This window comes from Pseudomonas sp. 86_A, from assembly GCF_017491705.1.
GTDB classification, from domain to species: domain Bacteria; phylum Pseudomonadota; class Gammaproteobacteria; order Pseudomonadales; family Pseudomonadaceae; genus Aquipseudomonas; species Aquipseudomonas koreensis.
Map to the genome: position 1 here is coordinate 252,925 of NZ_JAFGYS010000006.1, position 19,634 is coordinate 272,558.

The following is a 19,634-nucleotide window of genomic DNA, read 5'->3' on the forward strand; positions in this document are numbered from 1 at the left end:
AGCCTGGCCAGCGGCTGTTGACCAGGCTTTATCCACGCGTCAGAGCAATCCTTCGTTGTTCAGCTTCCAGCGCGCGTAGAAGAGGGCCGCAACAGCTGGAATCAATGCCGAATAGCCCGGCTTGACCGCGCTTTTCAGATTGGTCACCGCTGCCTTGATACGTTCGGTTGGTACCAGGCTGCTGAGCGATGGCAGGAGCGACTCAGAAGTGAGTACCAATTCTTTACTGTCACTCGTCCGTGCAGAACCGGTTTTGCGATAAGCCGGTGCGGGCGATTCAGGGGCCGAGAAGTACGAGGTAACGGTCAGACTCGCTGCCAAGGCATCGACCTGTTCGAAATAACCCTTTTCTGACATGCCATGCATTTGCTGAATAATGTCCTGCATCGATGCGAGTACATGCCCTTCGCCGAAGGAGGAATGGAAGCATTTGCTGATCAACAGCGCCTCCATTTCGATCACTTGCGCACAGTCGTGCAGCTCGCTTACCAACCCGTAATGTTCAGCCAGCATGAGCAGGATTTGAACATACTTGAGACCTTTTCCTCGTGCCAGATTGACCAGGCAGTGACCACCCAGTAGCTGGAATTCTTTGGTTAGCAGATACAGCGAATGCTCTGTTTCCAACTTTGTCCATCTGCTGCTACGCAGATGCTTGACGACCTGGCTGCGAATTCCGTCGCTGGTCAGTTCGAGCAGGTCGTAGAGAAGGTGGTCGGCCACGACTGGATCGGGATTCTCGATGATCAACTCAGGTTGCATTGCAGAGGGCAGGCCACTTTTGTAGCCATGGAAGCCTGATGCCCGGAGCACTCGCTCAAGACATGGCCAATAGTCTGTATGGCCAAATCCGTGCATTGGCACGTTCTCGCAATGGTCAATCGCCTGACGGCCGGCACTGCTTTCCCCAAGATTGAACAGCAGAACCTTGTCTTCGCCCGACCAGGCATTGTAGAGCTTGCCATCGATGCGTTTGCCAATGGCTTGCGCTTCTTCCCCCGACAGCTTGCTCGCGGCAGCCATCAGAAGGACATCGCCTACTACCAGGTTGTCATCGGCAGGTTTATCTGGCAAGTCGAGCAAAGCACTGATGACGACACGTCCACCGAGCGAATGTCCGACCAGATTAACTTTCGAAACGTAGGGATGGTTTTTCAGCAGATAGGTCTCAAGCTGCGACAGCAGCGTTTTACCCATGGAAGTGGCGCGCTTGCGACTGGTGTTGAAGTGGAACGCACGATCAGCCATCGCGAGCCCTGCGCCCGCCAGAACATTGAAACGGCCGGCCGCAAGGATGCCTTTGCTCGAGAAATCATCGAACTGAGCCCAATGACCTGACGGCCAGAAGGCGAAGATATTGATGCAATTGTGCAAAGAGGACGGTATGCACTTGCGTAGCGCGCATCGATCCTCCATGTCGTGGCCGGCAGAATAGCCGTGAATGAAAACGTTCGCGACGTCTCCGGAACGGTGGGGAAGGGTCAGAAATTTGAACTTGTGGCTCACGCAACGTCCTTGGCAAAAGCTATCGGTGCGCGAATGATGGCATTTGGCTAGTCTGTTGTAAAATCAGGCGCAAGCAGGTAGTTGCGCTAGTGCAACGCGTATTTTTTGGGCTTTCCTTCTCGGGTCGGAGACTGTCCGGATCCCCAAAAAACATTCTGACTTGTTCTAGGAGGGCAGTTTCAGTTTGAAAAAATCTTGATATGCCCCCAATCCCCCCAATCACATGCCGTACACGAGCGATCACGAATGGAGATTCCTGACGAAATCCAGTATGGCTCTGGATGCGTAACCGGAACTTATCGCTAAAGAGGCGGGCATGATGCCTCTGCCAACCACTGGTTTGATGCTGATATGAATCGACTGCCCTAATCGGAGATCAGTACGAAACACTCGCGCCGTGCCCCCGTTACTTCTTCGCTATGGTCGAGCGCTTCACTGGTTCTTTACGACTCAAAATGCGCCGCGCGGCATGGACTGCGCGGTCGGAGAGCATTTCCATGCGCGGCGACTGCAACTCCCACGCGTGCCAATAGAGCTCGACATCGGTGAAATGCCCCGGTGCCACATCCACCAGTTCGCGACTTTTCAGCAAATCGCTGACCTGCATATACGGCACCATGCCGTAGCCGAGTCCACGGCGTATGGCTTTCAGGCGTGCTTCCGGAAGTGACAGGTAGTGCGTGGGGTAAGCGTCGGCGGGCAGGCCGAAGCGTGACTGCATGAAATCCGACTGCAAGGTGTCCTTGCGTGAGTAGGCAAATACCGGCGCCTTGCGCGCCGCCGCGCGGGTCAGGCCCTTGGCAAACCAGCGTTGCTGAAATGCTGGCGATGCGACCAACTGGTAGCGCATCGACCCGAGCAGCTCGGCGAAACATCCGCGCATAGGCTGGGAGCGCGTGCCGATGCAGCCGATGACCTGGCCGCTTTCCAGCAGGGCATAGGTGTGATCCTGATCGTCGACCACGACGTCGAGCAAAATATTCTCGCTGACGAAGATCTCGGCCAGTGCCGGAAAGAACCAGGTCGCCAGTGTGTCGCCATTGACCGCAATCACCACGCGCAGGTGATCCTGTTCATCGCCGGTCAGCTCGTTGAGCAGTTCTTCTTCGAGCACGGTCGCGCGGCGCAGATAGAGCATCAGTTTTCTTCCCGCCAGCGTTGGCTCGCAGGGGCGCCCGCGCACCACCATCGAGCTGCCGAGGCGAACTTCAAGCGCATGTATGCGCTGCGACACGGCCGACGGCGTCACATTGAGACGCTCTGCCGCCTTTTCGAAACTGCCGCTGTCGACCACCGCGAGGAACGCCTGCATCTGTTTTGCGTCGAGTTGCATGGCCGCCATTCCCGTTAAGTATTTCTAATGGAGTCTGAAAGATACTTCGTTTTTCTTCACCTCGATATCCAACTGCTCAATCATGACTCCACGGCGTCATCGAGATTGCGGATGACCACGCAGAAACGGTTTTGGCTATCCAGGTGAGTGTTATGAAGAAGCAAATGTGCAGCGACCGGTACCGGTCATGAAACTCAATATGATCATTGCTGTGAGCGCGGTTGCATTGGTCTGCAATTACGTCTGGCAATCCCATGATTTGAAACTGGGCCCTTATGAGTACCAGGCGTCGGCGAAGACACAGTTAGCCAGACACACGCATTCAGGGGCACGGCAGCTGGCACTGAACGGCGCCAACAAGAAATGCGCGTCGCTGGGCAAGCAAGTCGATGTGTTTGATGTGCAGTCGCGCTTGCCGGTGGATCCGGCGAATGACGTGGCGAACGTGACGTTCAGTTGCAAGTGATGCGATCACTGCAAGCCGAATCAGTCGAAAAAAACTTTTATTGATGGGCGGTACAACCATGAAACTGATAATGATTGCCTTGTTCGCATCGCTGTTGAGCGCGTGCGTCACGTCTGTTCATGACTGGTCCCGGCCGGGCGCCAGTGTTGCTGATATCCAACACGATAAAGCTGAATGCCAATACCAGGCCAAAGCGGCGACCGCCAGCTACCACTCAAGCCCCGCCGCGAACGATACAACCCATGGCATGGGCAGTGCCGTGGGGGACGGGATCGTCATTGCGGAAAAACAGATCGACCTGACGAATGATTGCATGCGGGTCAAAGGCTACTCGGGCCAGTGAAAAAGGTCGCTCGATTTTCGGCTGCTGGTTGTGAATCACCCCTGCAACCGCTTACCGTTGCGCCAGCGCAGAGCGTTACAGCAAACCCACTGATGGGGCACAGATCGAGTGCGCGCGTTCATCGAAGAGTAAAACGACGTTTAAATGAGTAATTCTACGACTACAGCCAGCGGCAATTGGTACGCGGTAATCGCCTTGGCACTGGCTGCGTTTGTGTTCAATACCACCGAGTTTGTACCGGTTGGCCTGTTGAGTTCGATCGGCAGCAGCTTCGCCATGTCGACGGCGCAGGTCGGCCTGATGCTGACCATTTATGCTTGGGTGGTGTCCCTGACGTCGCTGCCGATCATGCTGCTGACGCGTAACGTCGAGCGGCGAAAATTGCTGATCGTGCTGTTCGGCATGTTTATCGCCAGTCACATCCTGTCGAGTCTGGCGACCAGCTTCGGTGTGCTGCTGGTGAGCCGGATCGGCGTGGCCTTGGCGCATGCGCTGTTCTGGTCGATCACCGCGTCACTGGCCGTGCGCCTGGCACCACCGGGCAAACAGGTTCAGGCCCTCGGTTTGCTGGCCACCGGTACGTCGCTGGCGATGGTGCTGGGTATTCCCCTTGGACGCTTGCTGGGCGAGGCCATGGGTTGGCGCACCACCTTCATTGTCATCGCTGGGTTTGCGGCCGCGCTGGTGCTTTGCCTGACACGGGTTTTGCCGTTGCTGCCCAGCCAGAATTCCGGCTCGCTCAAAAGCCTGCCGATCTTGTTGAAGCGGCCTGCGCTGATGGCGATCTATCTCCTGACGGCTCTGGTGGTGACTGCCCAGTTCACCGCCTACAGCTACATCGAGCCGTTCGTACTGACGGTGGCCAACATGAGCGGTGATGTGGTGACGCTCCTGCTGTTGTTATTCGGCGGCGCCGGCATTTTTGGCTCGCTGCTGTTCAGCTACCTGCACAGCTATAACCCACAGCGCTTTCTGATCATCTGCGTATCGTTGCTCGCCTTGTGCCTGGCTTTACTGCTGCCATTGAGTGGCAACGTTTCGTACCTCGGCGTGCTGAGTGTGTTCTGGGGCATGGCGATCATGGGCTTCGGCCTGGCGTTGCAGTCGAAAGTCCTGGTGTTGGCGCCGGACGCCACCGACGTGGCGATGGCGCTGTTTTCCGGGATCTACAACATCGGTATCGGCGGCGGGGCACTGGTCGGGAGCTGGGTGGGTAGCCAGTTCGGCTTTGCTTACATCGGGTTGGTTGGCGGGATGCTGGCGGCGTTGGCGCTGTCGTTTTACGGCTTGTCGCTGTATCGCGTCGCCCGGTCCGGTGCTTGAGTTCAAGGACTACAGGCCCCAGTCGGGCGGGTTTTCATTGAGAACGTTGCCTGCTTAATGTGCAGGCAACTCGAGACTGTCCGGGTCGCCAAAAAACATCTGAATCCGCGACCGCAACCAACGCTCCCCCGGATCGTTATCCTGCGACCCACGCCACGCCATGTGCAGCTCAAACGTGCGCGTCGGCAGCGGCGGGTCTTCAGCGCGTACGCCACCGGCAGCTGTCAGCGCATCGGCGGTGTAGTCGGGCACGGTGGCGACGATATCAGTGCCGGCGAGCAACGTGCTCAAGCCATTGAACTGCGGCACGGCCAGCACCACATGGCGCTTGCGGCCGAGTTTCTCCAGCTCTTCATCAATAAAGCCACTGAGGTCGCCGGCAAACGACACCAGCGCATGTGGCCGCGCGCAGTAGTCGTCCAGGCTTAACGGGCCTGGCACGGTGTCGGCGCGCAGCAGTTTCGGCTGGCTGCGACGCAAGACCTTGCGTTTGGCGTTGGCCGGCAGGTCGGTGGTGTAGCTGACGCCGATGGAGATTTCGCCGGAAGCGAGCAGGCCCGGCATCAGGATGTAGTTGACGCGACGCACCACCAGCACGATGCCCGGGGCTTCGGCGCGCAGGCGTTTGAGCAGCATCGGCAGCAGGGCGAATTCGACGTCGTCGGACAGGCCGATGCGGAACACCGAGGTGCTGGTGGCCGGATCGAATTCCGCTGCACGGCTGACTGCCGTGGAGATCGAGTCGAGCGCCGGCGAGAGCAGGGCGAAGATTTCCACGGCGCGAGCGGACGGTTCCATGCTGCGTCCGGTACGCACAAACAGAGGGTCATCGAACAGACTGCGCAGGCGCGAGAGCGCCGCACTGATCGCCGGCTGTCCGAGAAAAAGCTTTTCGGCGGCACGGGTCACGCTGCGTTCGTGCATCAATGTTTCGAACACGATCAGCAGGTTCAGGTCGACACGACGCAGGTCATTACGATTCATCTGGAGTCCTGGCAGAGTCATCAAGCTTGACGAGAGCGACCATATGAGAACAATGGCCGGCATGAATATTACGGGGAAAGGCTGGTACTCTGCACCGGTAAATTCAGCTTTAGCGAGCCGGTTGCGGCGTTTTTTTCATCGATTTTGCGAACGCTGTCCATACTGCGGAATCAATGACAGGCATGTCGACTATTAATAGCCACTGATAGTCTTGGGTCAAAAGCCCAGATAGAGTTCATGGCATTAGAGGTTACTTTGACGAGGTTTGCGATGTCCCGCACGATCCGTTTTCACAAGTTTGGTCCGGCCGAGGTGCTCAAATGCGAAGAGCATGCGGCCGCTCAGCCAGGTCCTGGCGAAGTGCAGGTGCGTGTCGAGGCGATCGGCATCAGCTGGTACGACATTCTCTGGCGTCAGAACCTGGCCTCGTCCCAGGCACGTCTGCCTTCCGGTCTTGGCCATGAAATGGCCGGCGTGGTCACGGCGGTCGGTGAGGGCGTAGAGGATCTGTCGATTGGCGACAAGGTAGCCAGTTTCCCGGCCGAGAGCCCGAACGACTATCCGGTGTATGGCGAGCAGATCGTCTTGCCACGTACCGCGTTGACCCGTTATCCGGACGTGCTCAGCCCGATCGAAGCCAGCGTGCATTACACGCCGCTGTTGATCGCCTATTTTGCTTACGCCGATCTGGCGCGGGTCAAACCGGGGCAGTTTGCTCTGGTCACTGACGCCAGCCATTGCGCCGGTCCGTCCTTTGTCCAGTTGGGCAAGGCGCTGGGTGTGCGGGTGATTGCGGCGACCAAAACCGCGGAAGAACGTGAATACCTGTTGTCCCTGGGTGCCGAGAAAGTCATCGTCACCGAGGAAGAAGACCTGTTGATGCGAATCAACAAGATCACTGACAACCGCGGTGTCGACGTGGTGTTCGACGGTCTTGGCGGCCCGCAGATGTCGTTGCTCGGTGATGTACTTGCACCGCGCGGCAGCCTGGTCCTTTATGGCTTGCAGGGCGGCAACCAGACACCGTTCCCGGCTTGCGCGGCGTTCCAGAAAAACATCCAGTTCTTCGTGCACTGCATCGGCAATTTCACCGGCAAGCCGGAGCTGGGCATCACTCAGGATCACGTCGCGTTGCAGCGTGCTTTGCGTGACATCAACCAGTTGACCGCTGACCGCGTGCTGCTGCCGCTCAAGACGCGGGTATTTCCGTTCAACGAGTTCGTTGAAGCCCATCGCTACATGGACGAATGCCCATGCCGCGAACGGGTCGCCCTGCAGGTCGAGCCCGCGTAACACCTTCCCTCCAGAGTCCGTGCCTCCACGGACTCTTGCGTTTTACCCATAGCGAATGACCAACCTGCCAGGCTCAGAGCCTGGTCGGTGTGCGTCTGAATCAGTTTTTGCGCTCTGTCTGTACCTTCTCAACGTCCTATAGGCCCTGATCATTGAGTGATTGATTTCATCTCGATTAATGAATCCTGTGTGTACGTTGCATCTCTCTGGCAATGTTTAAAACTTCTCTCATTGGCAGGCCGCCAAATTCTGTTTAATGGGTGTAGGGTATTTCCTATATAGGTTCTGCTTTTCTTGTACTCAATAGTCGTGGGACGCTGTAAGAAGTTTCCTCAGATGTTTTTTTATCGGAAAAAATTCAATGCTGACGGGGGTTTGCGTCGCTCTACGAGGTCGCGAGGCGGTATTTGCTTCGTCAAGTGTTTCAAATAACTTCAAAAGCATAAGTGTTAGTATTTGATCGTCTATTACTTATTGATGAATTTATTGCGCCAGTATCACTGCTGATGCGCGATATGACTTTTTTAGGCCGGGTAAAGTACTGATGAGCACGATCCATGATCAGGCAATGAACTATGTCTACCAGCAAGTATTGCAACGACTGCTGAGCTTCTTCTCCAGAGCCGAACGGACAGCGCTGCAGCTGCTGATTCAAAGACTGGTGGTCGCCGCCGGCGGCATGGAGCGCATGGGGGACTACAAGGTCATGGTCACGCCATCCGGTACCCGTGACAGTTGTTATACCCTGGCGTTGTTGCGCGCCGCGCAGTTGAGCATCGCCGGGCGTGCACCGGCCACCTTCCAGTTACGTGTCGCCACATTGCGCTGGAGCGGGGCCGGGACTGCGGCACTCGACAACCTTCACCGCAGTTTTGGCGCCTTGTTCCTCTACGATGATCCCAGGGTCGAATTGCTGATGGTCGATCACCGTCAAGTGCTGCCATTCAATCACCTGGCCCTCATCAGCAGTGAGAACGCCGAGGCCAATCGCATCAACGTGCTGATGATGGGGCACCGACGGGCCAGGGACGAAAACTTTGCCCTGTGGGACGATGCCTGTCTGGCCTGGGCCGAGTTTTACGGCCAGATTTGCCGTTGGGGAAGGGGTGTCGACGCATGGGTTTGCAGCGATTCGCCGAGTCGCCAGAAGCAATTCATCGAACATCTGGATCTTGCTGTGCAAAAGGCCGGAATCGGCGTGCTGGCGCCTCATGCCGGTACTTTCGATGAACTGTTTGCCTTGCTCGACGGGTTGGGCGGGGACTTGTATCGAGGGTTTTACAGCGATTCCGAACGGCTGTGCTGGCGCCCGGAGGACGGGTTCGAGTCTTGCCGGCGCACAACCTTTGTCGATATTCACGACATGGTGCTGGGTAACCTGGAGGAGCGCTGGCCCTTGCTCAGCGAGTTTCTCGGGTTTCAGCCCGAGGAGTGGGCGTTCAACCAAGGCGAGGGTGAGTACGCGGATCCGCTGATCGAGGCTCATTTGTATGGTCTGCAAGCCGAAGTCATTAGCGGGCGCAGCTATGAAGCCGGTTTTTCGGAGCATGTCCGGCGGACACTGGCGAACATGCAGCACAGGCAGGTAACTGAATCGGTTTGCGAGCAACTGATGACACGACTGGGCCATCTGCAGGCCATTGATGAACTGCGCGAGCAGGCGACGAGCAGCCTGCACAGGGCGTACGGCCTGAACGAAGCGCAATCGATCTGCCTGTTGTTCTCGCCCTTTATCGAGCAGGGCGCTGGTCTGGAGCGCTTCCTGCGCAGCTGTCATCCCGGCATGTTGGTCGCCATGCCTGATCTGCACCGCGCCATGCAGGGCCTGCACGGTCCGGAGCAGGTCCTGCAATGGATGACCGATGTCAGTGGTCTGCCTGTCAGGTTGATCGGCCGTCTTTATGCCATGCAACCGCTGGGTGGAAATGCCTTGCGAGCCATGGACGTCCCACTCGGCGCGACCAGCGCGGAAGACATGGATTCCGGTATCAGTGAGCGGTTGGCGGAACGTTGATATAAGCGATTATTCCCGCCGCGTTTTGTATTCAGGCGCATGAAGGTTGCGCGGGATCCGGTTTGGTTTTGCTCGGATTTCACAAGCGTGATCTGCACCTGAACCTGGCGCTTCAGGATAAACACGAGTGGGGCGGGACGCTCGAGAGGCAGGGAGATGCATTGCGATGGGTACCTCTGAAATGAACGTTGAAAACTGTCGGATAGATCCCGTCGCGCTGCGGTCAAACTGCCAGTAAACTGCGTTGTATTTCCTGAACCACTCTATTTCAGAGGTTTTGCATGACTATCAGTCCTTTTGCGGGCAAACCGGCACCGGCAGAATTGTTGGTCGATATCCCGCGACTGGTAACGGCTTACTACACCGGCCAACCGGATGCGTCGATTTCCACCCAGCGCGTGGCGTTTGGTACCTCCGGCCACCGCGGCAGCTCCTTCGATCTGAGTTTCAATGAATGGCACGTGCTGGCGATCAGCCAAGCGATCTGTCTGTACCGTGAAGCGCAAGGCATCACTGGCCCGCTGTTCGTCGGCATCGACACCCATGCGCTGTCGACTCCGGCCGGGGCAAGTGCGCTGGAAGTGCTGGCCGCCAACGGCGTGACCGTGATGATTGCCGAAGGTGACGAGTACACGCCGACACCGGCGATATCGCACGCGATCCTTTGCTACAACCGTGGTCGCACGTCGGGGCTGGCCGATGGCGTCGTCATCACGCCATCGCACAATCCGCCGCAAAGCGGTGGCTACAAATACAACCCTACCAACGGCGGCCCGGCCGACACCCACATCACCAAGTGGATCGAAGCCAAGGCCAACGAGTTGCTCGCCAACAAACTGGCTGGCGTTAAACGCATCAGCTACGAGCAGGCGCTCAAGGCCAGCACCACGCACCGTCACGACTACGTCAACACCTACGTCGCCGACCTGATCAATGTGATCGACTTCGATGCGATCCGTGACGCCAAACTGCGTCTGGGTGTCGATCCGCTGGGCGGAGCAGGGGTGCGCTACTGGTCGGCCATTGCCGAGCATTATCGTCTTGATCTGGACGTGGTGAACAAACAGGTCGACTCGACGTTCCGGTTCATGACCGTCGACTGGGACGGTCAGATCCGCATGGACCCATCGTCCAGTCATGCCATGCAAGGCTTGATCGGCCTCAAGGAACGTTTTGACGTCGCTTTCGCCTGCGACCCGGACCACGATCGCCACGGCATCGTCACCCCGTCGGGCGGTCTGCTGGCGCCGAACAATTACCTGGCGGTGGCTATCGATTACCTGTTCCAGAATCGTCCGCAATGGCGTGCTGATGCTGGCGTGGGTAAAACCGTGGTCAGCAGCGGTCTGATCGATCGCGTTGCCAAACGCCTGGGCCGTCGCCTGTACGAAGTGCCGGTCGGTTTCAAATGGTTCGCCGACGGTTTGTTCGACGGCTCGCTGGGCTTTGGCGGGGAGGAGAGCGCCGGCGCGTCGTTCCTGCGCAAGGACGGTGGCGTGTGGAGCACCGACAAGGACGGTCTGATCCCGGCCTTGCTGGCGGCTGAAATGACGGCTCGTACCGGTCGCGACCCAAGCCAGATCTATCGCGGCTTGACTGATGAACTGGGCGAGCCATTCTCGGTGCGCGTAGACGCCAAGGCCAACCCCGAGCAGAAAGCGCTACTGAGCAAACTGTCGCCGGATCAGGTCACTTCGACTGAACTGGCAGGCGAGAAGATTCAGAGCATTCTCAGCCATGCGCCAGGTAACGATCAGGCCATCGGCGGTTTGAAAGTGATGACCGAAAACGGTTGGTTCGCGGCGCGTCCGTCCGGCACCGAAGACATCTACAAGATCTACGCCGAAAGCTTCATTGGCGACGACCACCTCAAGCAACTGGTGGCCGAAGCGCAAACCCTGGTGGATGGCGCTATTTCCACCCAGTGATCTTCGTGGTGGTGAGCTTTTTCTGTGGTGAGGGAATGAATCCCCCTCGCCACAAAAAAAAGGGGCGACCATGATGGTCGCCCCTTTTTTTCGCCTGCAGTTCAGGCCGTCAAGCGAGATCCACCAGCACGATTTCGCTGTCTTCGAGCGCCGTCACGGTCAGCAGCGTTTCACGCTCAATCGCAACACCGTCTCGAGCTTGTGCGCGCAAGCCATTGACGTCAATCACGCCGGTGGCCGGAACCAGATACGCACGCCGGCCTTCATCCAGTCGATACTCCGCTGTTTCCCCTGCCTTGATATTCGCCGCCACCAAGCGTGCATCGGCGCGAATGCGCAGGCTCTGGTCATCGCCGTCCTTGCCGCTGGCCAATGTCACGAAGCCTTCGCGCTGGCCTTTGGGGAACGGTTTGGCACCCCATGATGGCGGCGCGCCGGTTTCGGTCGGCAGAATCCATATCTGGAAAATCCGCGTTTCCTTGTCTTCCAGGTTGTATTCGCTGTGCGCAATGCCTGTGCCCGCGCTCATGACTTGCACGTCGCCAGCCTCGGTGCGGCCCTTGTTGCCAAGGTTGTCCTGATGGGTAATCGCCCCTTCGCGCACGTAAGTGATGATTTCCATATCGCGGTGCGGGTGCTGCGGGAAGCCAGTACCTGCTGCGATCACGTCATCGTTCCACACCCGCAGGTTGCCCCAGTTCATACGTTGCGGGTCGTAGTACTCGGCGAACGAAAAGTGGTGGTGGGCATCCAACCAGCCGTGGTGAGCGACGCCCAGCGTGTTGAAAGGTCTGAGTTCAAGCATGATCGTCTCCTCAAAAGGTTCGTCATGGGGCGAAACGCCTGAGCCACGAAGCGAGACCGTCGGTTAATGACAGGCATCATCTATCAGTCAACAATCGATAAAAAGCGTAAAAAGTGCAGCATTCTGATCGAATTCACTGATGGGAATCCGGCTCGAAACAGTCTCATCCGACTTTCAGTTCATCGCCTAAACCAATGACCTGTAAGCATTTCGCTAGAACTCGTGGGCAAATACGGCGACCATAGCCGCACAGCCTTACACACTGGAGCCCCTCAGCGTGACGCAACACACTCCCGATCTTCCTCCCGAACTCCGTCCACTGGCCGAGATGCCCTGGTTCAAGCGTCTGGCCGCACGTTTCTTCGGTCATGGCCTGACACGCTTGCGCGCGCAGCATCGCGCGTCATGGCTGCACGGCCAGGCCGACGGTTTTCGCAGTGGCCACACCGCTGGCGTGGAGTACGGCTTCAAAGAGGGGAAACTCGAAGGACTGGAAGAAGGCCGGCAGGTCCTGCTGATTCGTGACAGCCGTAACACCGAGCATCGTCCGCCCAGCGTCGACAACCACCTGTTCGACGACTGGCGTCTGCCGCTGAGTGCCGAACTGAAGAAACGCATGAAGGCCGATGTAGCGCGCCTGCTGCCTGAACACGCCCAGCCAAGCAGCGCCCAATGGAAGATGATTTTCAGTGATACGCCTTCAACCTCGGTGATTGCCGGGGCCGGTGCTGGCAAGTCGACGACCCTGGTGCTGCGTATCCTGTTGCTCACGCACTACCTGGGGTTTGAGCTGGATTCGATGACGGTGGTGACGTTCACCCGCGAGTCACGCAAGGACTTCATCAACAAACTGATCGAGTTGTTCGCCCTGTGGGGGCAGGCACTGAGCCTGAAACAGGCGCGGGAACTGGTGCGAACCTTTCACTCGCGCATTCTGCCAATGGTCCGCAGCCTGCCGGGGTTCGAGCGCTTGCAGGCGTTCGAGAATCTCAGTGACCGGGTACAAGGTGCTGACGAGGAGGTCGACAGCAACTCGTTCGACCTGCGCATCAACGACGCCCAGCGGCGCCAGCTCAACGCCTGTTACCACCGTCTGTTTACTGAAGACGAACGTTTCCGTCAGTTGATTCAGCCGTTGGCCAAGGCCGGGTTGCAGCTCAAGGAGCTGGAACGCGATCACCCGGACGTGCAGAAGCGCGTGGCGGTGACCGAGTTGGCGGCCAAGCGCGATGAGGAGTTGTGCGATGCCATTGAAGATTTGTGGTTTCGCGCCGGTGCCTGGCCGATCAAGGGCATCGAACCCAGCCGGCAGACCTTCGAAATCAACGGCTCGACCTTCCATTGCCACGGCTACATTCCCAGCCTGAATGCCTGGGTGGTGCTCGGTTTCGACCCTCGGGAAAACCCGCAGATTTGCCGGCCCAACGCCAAGCTCAGCGTGCGCGCCGAGTGGGCGGTAAAGCGCACCCTGTTTCAAGCTTTCTGTCGTAAGCCATTGATTTGGCTTGATAGTTACGAAGCATCAAAACGGGTTTTGTCGACATTGGCCGGAGACGCGAGCGCGGGTCCCGGGTTCGATTACAAGGTCAAGGGTGAGCTGGTCTCAGCGCCGTTGCTGGATTGTTTTGTCGCGGCGGCCGGCTTCATCGAAAACCTCGGGCTGGATGTTCCTGACGCTGTCGGTCGCATGAGTTTTGCCAAGGACGATCCGGACCGGTTCTTCTTCGAGGCGCTGAGTCTGTTCTGGCGCGCACTGGAAGATCATCTGCTCGATCAGAAACCGCCGGTGATGACCTACAACCGGATGTTCGCGCTATTCAGCGAGCACTCCCCGGAGAACCTCAAACTCCTGGGTGATGAACTGTTACGGCCGATGTCGCACCTGATGATCGACGAGTTTCAGGACGTGTCGCCGCAGATCGTCTCGTGGATCCGTGCCAGCCTGGCGGAAATCCGCAGCCGTGGTCCGGCCATGCATGTCGGGCGCGGCGCGCAGCGCTCATCGTTGTTGTGCGTGGGGGACGACTGGCAGTCGATCTACGGCTGGCGCGGCAGTTCGCCGAGTTACTTCATGGAATTCAACAAGGAATTCCCGTCGCCGAGCACCACCCGGGTGATGCTCAGCGACAACTATCGCAGTCATCAGCACATCATCGATGCGGCTGAACACATCGTCCGCGCCGCTCCGGCGATCCCGGGGAAAAAAGCCAAGGCCAGCGGCGCCCCCAAGCCGCTGCAACCGGTCAACGTGCTTGATCGCGACGATCAAGCCATGGGGCAGCGCTTGGTCGAGCATTACAATCGCGGCGATTCAATCTTGATGCTTTATCGAAAAAGCAGCGATAAGTTATTGATAGAGCAGCATATTCAGCCTGTAGTTAATGTTGATTCCAGCTTGCCGTATGAAGCGCGACGCCTGAAACAGCTCACCTACCACAGTGCCAAGGGCCTGCAGGCGGATGCAGTTTTCCTGCTCGGTGATTGCCAGCACCTGACCAGTTCGCCCTATAAGAATCAGGTTTACCGCATGGCCGGACTGGGCAAGGCTGGCGACAGCGAGCCGTATGACACGGCGCAAAAGGACGAGATCCTGCGTTTGGCCTACGTCGGCATTACCCGCGCGGTCAGTCACTGTTATTGGTACGTTGAGCCGCAGGATGCCCAAGCCGTGAACATGCCAAGGGCGTCCGACCGGGTTGCCCAAGGCAAAGTGTTCTTTGCCGATCACCGCGCCAAGGTGAAAACCGCATAAAGACCAGGCATAAAAAAGCCCGCGATGATTCGCGGGCTTTTCGTTTTAAAACAAGAGGTTATGCGTAACTCTTAAGAGATTCCGAAGGAATAAAAGCCTCCAGTTCGTCCTCCACAGCTTCGATGATGCGCTCGACATCGGCAGCGTTCATCACCGTGGCGCAAGGAATACCGGCAATGGCGATCATGGTTTCTCCGCTGGCACGATCAAACAGACGGGCAATCATGCTGCCCGGTGCGTCCATCGTCGCTTCGAAGCCCATCGGGTGAAAGTGCCAGCGCATCAGCTGGCACGCGTTGGGGAACGTGACTTTACTGGAACCTTTATTCATGTGTTGCCCGCCTTCTTCATCGAGCGCTTCCATTTGCTCATGTTAGGTGGGAAGAACCTTCAATGGCTCAACCGGTCAGTGACATTAAAAGTAGCATCCAAAGGTGAATTTTCTGTGAGATTTTTCAGTTCATTTTGCGATTGCTGCGCATTTTTTGATGTAAGTCACGCCCGGATCAGCCATCGCCAAAAGGCCACTATGGCTTTAATGCTGCTCACTCAAGAAATTTCGCGTTCAATTGAAACCTGTGGCGAGGGAGCTTGCTCCCGCTGGACTGCGTAGCAGTCCCTCTTTTGGGGCCGCTTCGCGACGCAGCGGGAGCAAGCTCCCTCGCCACAGTCACAGTGTCGGGCTTGAGTGAACAGCATTACGCTATGGCTTAGCCGTTGATCGCTGCGCCGGACTTGGGCAAGCTCGATTCTTTTGTCCCGAGCGCCTTATGCACGCAGACGATGACGGCCCAGAACAGACCCCGGCCACGGCCGCCACGGTCATGCGCTATCACCTGAGCTGGAAACACCGCGATCTGGACAGCGTCATGGCGCTGTACCACCCGGAGGTCCAGTACAACGATTTCTTCCAGAACCGCGTCCTTGGTCTCGACGAATTGCGCGAGTACGTGCGCGTCAGCATGCCGCGAGAATCCGACGAAGCGCTGGAGCACTGCGACCGGATCCGGGTAGATGGCAACACGGCATTCATTCAGTACGAAGTGACGCTGCGCGGCGGCGACGGACTGGTGTCGTTCCGTTCCAGCGAAGCGATCACGGTCAAGGACGGCTTGATCTGGCGGGTGAACGAATATGCCTCGCTGGTTCGCGCACAATCTCATGGTGATGCCGTGCCCAGTCAGCGTCCGGCGGTCAGTCGCCTGGGGTTGTCGCCGCGTCAGTTGAGCTTCATGGCGCAAGACCTGCAGCAATACTTCGAACGGCAGCAGCCGTACCTCGATCCGGAGCTGGACCTGCAACGGGTGGCGAAGGAGTGCGGCTACAGCCGTAATCAGATTTCCTATTTGCTCAATCAGGTGTTGGGGCAGAGCTTCTATCGCTACGTCAACCAGGCGCGTCTGCAACATTTGCTCAAGTCGCTGGACCACGCCATGCCGCCGCTGCGTATCGACGAACTGGCGTTTGCCGCCGGGTTCAACTCGCTGTCGGCGTTCTACAGTTGTTTTCGCCAACACACCGGCCAGTCGCCCAAGGCTTATGCCAAACAAATTTCTTTGCGGGCACGCGCGCAAGACAGCCATTGAAGTCACGCACTAGGATCGACGCCATCGAAGGTTTTCAGTGGCGGAGTCTTGCATGCCGGCGTGGCGCACTATCAGTTTGTGGATGGATCAACTCGACGAGCCGCTGATCGCGCGGCCGACGCTCGAGCAGGATCTGGATGTCGACGTGGCAATCATCGGCGCCGGTTACACCGGTCTGTGGACCGCGTACTACCTGAAAAAACTCGCGCCGGGCCTCGACATCGCCATCGTCGAGGCGCAAACCGCCGGTTTTGGTGCGTCCGGACGCAACGGCGGCTGGCTGATGGGCAATCTGCTGGGCGAGGATCGTCTGCTCGCCGGTCTTTCGCCGCAACAGCGCCGCGCCTCGTTTGACTTGCTGCACAGCATCCCGGATGAAGTGGAAGTCGTCCTCGAACGTGAGGGCATCGACTGCGATTACCGCAAAGGCGGGGTGCTTTATTGCGCGGCGCGCTACCCGGAGCAGGAAGCCAGCCTGCGTGAATACCTCGCCAAATTGCATGCCCAAGGTCTGACCGACAACGATTACCGCTGGCTGAGCCCCGAGCAACTGGCGCAACAGATTCGCGTCGCCAAGCCTTATGGCGGAATCTATGCGCCGCACGTGGCGACCATCCACCCGGCGAAACTGGTGCGCGGTCTGGCGCGTACCGTGCAGAACATGGGGGTGAAGATCTACGAAAACAGCCCTGTCACCCACTGGCAGTCCGGCAGCTTGCGCACGGCCAAGGCCAGCGTGCGCAGTCGCTGGATCGTGCCGGCCGTCGAAGGCTATTCGGTCACGCTGCCGCCGCTGGGTCGCTATCAGTTGCCGGTGCAAAGCCTGATTGTCGCCACCGAGCCGTTGTCGGCAGCCACCTGGGATGAAATCGGCCTCAACCGTGGCCAGGCCTTCAGTGAGTTCAGCCGCCAGGTCACTTATGGTCAGCGCAGTGCCGACAACCGCCTGATCTTCGGCGCCCGTGGCGGCTATCAGTTCGCCGGCAAGCTGCGCCACAACTTCGACCTGACCCGCGATGAGGTCGAGCTACGCCGCTATCTGTTTGGCGAACTATTCCCGCAACTGAAAAACGTGCAGATCACCCACGCATGGGGCGGCAATCTCGGCATGTCCCGGCATTTCAAGCCGCACATGCTCTGCGACCGCGCCAACGGCATTGCGCTGTCCGGTGGTTACGGCGGGGAGGGTGTCGGTGCCAGCAACCTGGGCGGCCGGACCCTGGCCGATCTGATTCTGGAGCGCGATACCGAACTGGTGCACCAGCCGTGGGTGCTGCCGGACGGCGGGATTCATGCGTTGCGCGCCTGGGAGCCGGAGCCGTGCCGCTGGCTGGGCTACAACGCGATCATCAAAAGTTTCGTCCACGAAGACCAGACCCTGGCCAACCCGGCCACCGCACCGTGGCGGCGCAAGCTCGCCAGTCAGGTGGCGGGCTTCATGGAAGGTTTCATGCACTAACCGCCGTTTTCTTCAAAAGACAGGTCCCACCATGAGCATTACGCAGTTCAAGAACACTGCCACCCTGCCACTCGAGGAGTCGAATCCGGTGGCTGTGCCACTGGGTGAGCCGATCGCCATTGCCTCGACCACCAGCGTCGAGCGCGACGACGGCGTCGAAACCGGCGTCTGGGAATGCACCCCGGGGCGCTGGCGCCGGCAGATCACCGCTCAGGAGTTCTGCCATTTCATTTCCGGCCGTTGCACGTTCACCCCGGACAACGGCGGTGAAACCCTGCACATACAAGGTGGCGACGCACTGATGTTGCCTGCCAACACGCTCGGTATCTGGGATATCCAAGAGACTGTGCGCAAGACCTACGTGCTGATTTTCTGATTGTTTGATCCTTTGATTGCCTGCCAACAACAATAGTCTCTACAGGAATCGACCCCATGCTCCAGAAAGCCCTTACCCTGGCGCCGCTGCTGCTGGCCGCCTCGATCAGCCATGCCGCGGAAACGGTCAAGGTTTATAACTGGTCCGACTACATCGCGCCGGACACCACGAAAAACTTCCAGAAAGACACGGGCATCGGCGTCACCTATGACGTCTATGACAGCAACGAAACCCTGGACGGCAAGTTGATGACCGGCAAATCCGGTTACGACGTGGTGTTCCCGTCCAACCACTTCATGGCCCGGCAGATTCAGGGCGGGGCGCTGAAGAAACTCGACAAGAGCCAGTTGCCGAACTGGAAGAACCTCAACCCGGTGTTGCTCAAGGCTCTGCAGGTCAACGACCCCAACAACGAGCACGGCTTCCCGTACCTGTGGGGCAGCACCGGGATCGGCTACAACATTGCCAAGGTCAAAGCGGTGCTGGGCGACGACGCGCCGGTAGACTCCTGGGACCTGATCTTCAAGCCCGAGTACATGGAAAAGCTGCAGAAGTGCGGCGTCGCCATCCTCGATAACGGCCCGGAACTGCTGCCGGCGGCGCTCAACTACCTGGGCCTGCCGCACCACAGCCAGAACCCCGAGGACTACAAGAAAGCCGAAGCGCTGCTGATGAAAGTGCGTCCCTACATCAGCTATTTCCATTCCTCGAAATACACCAGCGACCTGGCCAATGGCGATATCTGCGTGGCGGTGGGCTTCTCCGGCGACATCCTGCAAGCGGAAAACCGCGCCAAGGAAGCGAAGAATGGCGTCGATATCGGTTACGCGATTCCCAAGGAAGGCGCAGCGATCTGGTTCGACATGGTGGCCATGCCCGCCGATGCGCCGGACGAGAAGGCCGGATACGCGTTCATGAACTACCTGCTGCGCCCGGACGTAATGGCCGGCATCAGCAACTACGTGCACTACGCCAATGGCAACGAACAGGCTGATGGCCTGATCGACCCGGCGATCAAGAGCGACACCAAGGTCTATCCGAGCCCGGAAATGATGGGCAAGCTGTTTGCGCTGGAGGCGATGCCGCTGAATATCGACCGGATTCGTACGCGGGTGTGGAACAAGATCCGCACCGGTAGCTGATCATTTTCAGTCCATGAAAAAACCTGTGGGAGCGCGAGCCTGCTCGCGAAGCATTCCGTCATTCGACGCAGTATTGTCTGACGGACGCCTTCGCGAGCAGGCTCGCTCTCACATGAGTATTGCAGTGATCCGAACGGTATTTATCAAATTGATATCAATACACTGGCATCGCACTAATAGAGTGCAGAAAAGTGAGACGTATCTATCAAAATGCAACTTACCGATATTTAATATTTAAATAGAAAATCGTCAGAAAATTGGACGGTGCGCGCCGCGCTAAAACAATCTTTCGACCCCGCAGGCTTTGTTTACGGCAGTTTTACG

At 58.1% G+C, this 19,634-nt stretch carries 16 protein-coding genes; 11 read left to right on the forward strand and 5 right to left on the reverse strand.

Annotation, left to right across the window (positions count from 1 at the left end; translation table 11 throughout):
• Positions 1 to 39: 39 nt before the first annotated feature.
• Positions 40 to 1,506 (reverse strand): DUF726 domain-containing protein, encoded by a 1,467-nt coding sequence (locus tag J5M57_RS11565; RefSeq protein WP_207848476.1) that lies wholly within the window; start codon positions 1,504 to 1,506, stop codon positions 40 to 42.
• 406 nt (positions 1,507 to 1,912) lie between these two features.
• On the reverse strand, positions 1,913 to 2,839 hold the full coding sequence (gene argP / locus J5M57_RS11570) for an HTH-type transcriptional regulator ArgP (protein ID WP_207848475.1): 927 nt from the start codon (positions 2,837 to 2,839) through the stop codon (positions 1,913 to 1,915).
• A 187-nt stretch (positions 2,840 to 3,026) separates the two neighbouring features.
• Here argP and J5M57_RS11575 point away from each other — a divergent pair, with 187 nt between their 5' ends.
• From J5M57_RS11575 to J5M57_RS11585, 3 genes are all read left to right on the forward strand, one after another.
• The gene (locus J5M57_RS11575; RefSeq protein ID WP_207848474.1) at positions 3,027 to 3,305 is read left to right on the forward strand and encodes a hypothetical protein; all 279 of its coding nucleotides are present in this window, start codon (positions 3,027 to 3,029) and stop codon (positions 3,303 to 3,305) included.
• 70 nt (positions 3,306 to 3,375) lie between these two features.
• A complete protein-coding gene (locus tag J5M57_RS11580) occupies positions 3,376 to 3,648 on the forward strand; it encodes a hypothetical protein (protein WP_207848473.1) in 273 nt (90 codons plus the stop codon).
• 144 nt (positions 3,649 to 3,792) lie between these two features.
• Positions 3,793 to 4,971: a sugar transporter gene (locus J5M57_RS11585; protein WP_207848472.1), complete on the forward strand. Its 1,179-nt coding sequence runs from the start codon at positions 3,793 to 3,795 to the stop codon at positions 4,969 to 4,971.
• Positions 4,972 to 5,025: 54 nt separating this feature from the next.
• Here the strand turns inward: J5M57_RS11585 and J5M57_RS11590 are convergent, their stop codons facing one another.
• The gene (locus J5M57_RS11590) at positions 5,026 to 5,955 is read right to left on the reverse strand and encodes a LysR family transcriptional regulator (protein WP_007963542.1); all 930 of its coding nucleotides are present in this window, start codon (positions 5,953 to 5,955) and stop codon (positions 5,026 to 5,028) included.
• Between the two features lie 270 nt (positions 5,956 to 6,225).
• On the opposite strand from J5M57_RS11590, the gene J5M57_RS11595 reads away from it, so the two are divergent.
• The 3 genes from J5M57_RS11595 to pgm all read left to right on the forward strand — a co-directional run bounded on the left by J5M57_RS11595 (position 6,226) and on the right by pgm (position 11,190).
• Positions 6,226 to 7,248 (forward strand): zinc-dependent alcohol dehydrogenase family protein, encoded by a 1,023-nt coding sequence (locus J5M57_RS11595; RefSeq protein ID WP_064587617.1) that lies wholly within the window; start codon positions 6,226 to 6,228, stop codon positions 7,246 to 7,248.
• Positions 7,249 to 7,792: 544 nt separating this feature from the next.
• Positions 7,793 to 9,262: a hypothetical protein gene (locus J5M57_RS11600; protein ID WP_207848471.1), complete on the forward strand. Its 1,470-nt coding sequence runs from the start codon at positions 7,793 to 7,795 to the stop codon at positions 9,260 to 9,262.
• A 281-nt stretch (positions 9,263 to 9,543) separates the two neighbouring features.
• Entirely contained in the window at positions 9,544 to 11,190 is a 1,647-nt protein-coding gene (gene pgm / locus J5M57_RS11605) for a phosphoglucomutase (alpha-D-glucose-1,6-bisphosphate-dependent) (protein ID WP_083369064.1), read from the forward strand.
• Between the two features lie 109 nt (positions 11,191 to 11,299).
• On the opposite strand, the gene J5M57_RS11610 is transcribed toward pgm, so the two are convergent.
• Entirely contained in the window at positions 11,300 to 11,995 is a 696-nt protein-coding gene (locus J5M57_RS11610; RefSeq protein ID WP_207848470.1) for a pirin family protein, read from the reverse strand.
• 277 nt (positions 11,996 to 12,272) lie between these two features.
• Here J5M57_RS11610 and J5M57_RS11615 point away from each other — a divergent pair, with 277 nt between their 5' ends.
• Entirely contained in the window at positions 12,273 to 14,747 is a 2,475-nt protein-coding gene (locus tag J5M57_RS11615) for a UvrD-helicase domain-containing protein (RefSeq protein ID WP_207848469.1), read from the forward strand.
• 58 nt (positions 14,748 to 14,805) lie between these two features.
• Here the strand turns inward: J5M57_RS11615 and J5M57_RS11620 are convergent, their stop codons facing one another.
• A complete protein-coding gene (locus J5M57_RS11620; protein ID WP_064590002.1) occupies positions 14,806 to 15,078 on the reverse strand; it encodes a DUF1652 domain-containing protein in 273 nt (90 codons plus the stop codon).
• A 439-nt stretch (positions 15,079 to 15,517) separates the two neighbouring features.
• On the opposite strand from J5M57_RS11620, the gene J5M57_RS11625 reads away from it, so the two are divergent.
• The 4 genes from J5M57_RS11625 to J5M57_RS11640 are packed head-to-tail and all read left to right on the forward strand — an operon-like array spanning position 15,518 to position 19,310.
• Positions 15,518 to 16,333: a helix-turn-helix domain-containing protein gene (locus J5M57_RS11625; RefSeq protein WP_207848468.1), complete on the forward strand. Its 816-nt coding sequence runs from the start codon at positions 15,518 to 15,520 to the stop codon at positions 16,331 to 16,333.
• A 52-nt stretch (positions 16,334 to 16,385) separates the two neighbouring features.
• Positions 16,386 to 17,792 carry an FAD-dependent oxidoreductase gene (locus J5M57_RS11630; protein WP_207848467.1) on the forward strand — a complete coding sequence of 469 codons (1,407 nt, stop codon included), beginning with the start codon at positions 16,386 to 16,388 and terminating at the stop codon, positions 17,790 to 17,792.
• Between the two features lie 31 nt (positions 17,793 to 17,823).
• A complete protein-coding gene (locus J5M57_RS11635; protein ID WP_169841667.1) occupies positions 17,824 to 18,168 on the forward strand; it encodes a cupin domain-containing protein in 345 nt (114 codons plus the stop codon).
• 56 nt (positions 18,169 to 18,224) lie between these two features.
• Positions 18,225 to 19,310, forward strand: coding sequence for a polyamine ABC transporter substrate-binding protein (locus J5M57_RS11640; RefSeq protein ID WP_207848466.1), 1,086 nt, complete (start codon positions 18,225 to 18,227; stop codon positions 19,308 to 19,310).
• Positions 19,311 to 19,634 lie beyond the last annotated feature (324 nt).

What these genes read in the sequence shown, in the direction of transcription:
- J5M57_RS11575 (WP_207848474.1), top strand. Translation starts at nt 3,027, where the DNA reads ATGAAACTCAATATGATCATTGCTGTGAGCGCGGTTGCATTGGTCTGC.
- argP (WP_207848475.1), bottom strand. Translation starts at nt 2,839, where the DNA reads ATGCAACTCGACGCAAAACAGATGCAGGCGTTCCTCGCGGTGGTCGAC.
- J5M57_RS11580 (WP_207848473.1), top strand. Translation starts at nt 3,376, where the DNA reads ATGATTGCCTTGTTCGCATCGCTGTTGAGCGCGTGCGTCACGTCTGTT.
- J5M57_RS11595 (WP_064587617.1), top strand. Translation starts at nt 6,226, where the DNA reads ATGTCCCGCACGATCCGTTTTCACAAGTTTGGTCCGGCCGAGGTGCTC.
- J5M57_RS11620 (WP_064590002.1), bottom strand. Translation starts at nt 15,078, where the DNA reads ATGAATAAAGGTTCCAGTAAAGTCACGTTCCCCAACGCGTGCCAGCTG.
- J5M57_RS11635 (WP_169841667.1), top strand. Translation starts at nt 17,824, where the DNA reads ATGAGCATTACGCAGTTCAAGAACACTGCCACCCTGCCACTCGAGGAG.
- J5M57_RS11640 (WP_207848466.1), top strand. Translation starts at nt 18,225, where the DNA reads ATGCTCCAGAAAGCCCTTACCCTGGCGCCGCTGCTGCTGGCCGCCTCG.
- J5M57_RS11590 (WP_007963542.1), bottom strand. Translation starts at nt 5,955, where the DNA reads ATGAATCGTAATGACCTGCGTCGTGTCGACCTGAACCTGCTGATCGTG.
- pgm (WP_083369064.1), top strand. Translation starts at nt 9,544, where the DNA reads ATGACTATCAGTCCTTTTGCGGGCAAACCGGCACCGGCAGAATTGTTG.
- J5M57_RS11630 (WP_207848467.1), top strand. Translation starts at nt 16,386, where the DNA reads ATGCCGGCGTGGCGCACTATCAGTTTGTGGATGGATCAACTCGACGAG.
- J5M57_RS11610 (WP_207848470.1), bottom strand. Translation starts at nt 11,995, where the DNA reads ATGCTTGAACTCAGACCTTTCAACACGCTGGGCGTCGCTCACCACGGC.
- J5M57_RS11585 (WP_207848472.1), top strand. Translation starts at nt 3,793, where the DNA reads ATGAGTAATTCTACGACTACAGCCAGCGGCAATTGGTACGCGGTAATC.
- J5M57_RS11625 (WP_207848468.1), top strand. Translation starts at nt 15,518, where the DNA reads ATGCACGCAGACGATGACGGCCCAGAACAGACCCCGGCCACGGCCGCC.
- J5M57_RS11600 (WP_207848471.1), top strand. Translation starts at nt 7,793, where the DNA reads ATGAGCACGATCCATGATCAGGCAATGAACTATGTCTACCAGCAAGTA.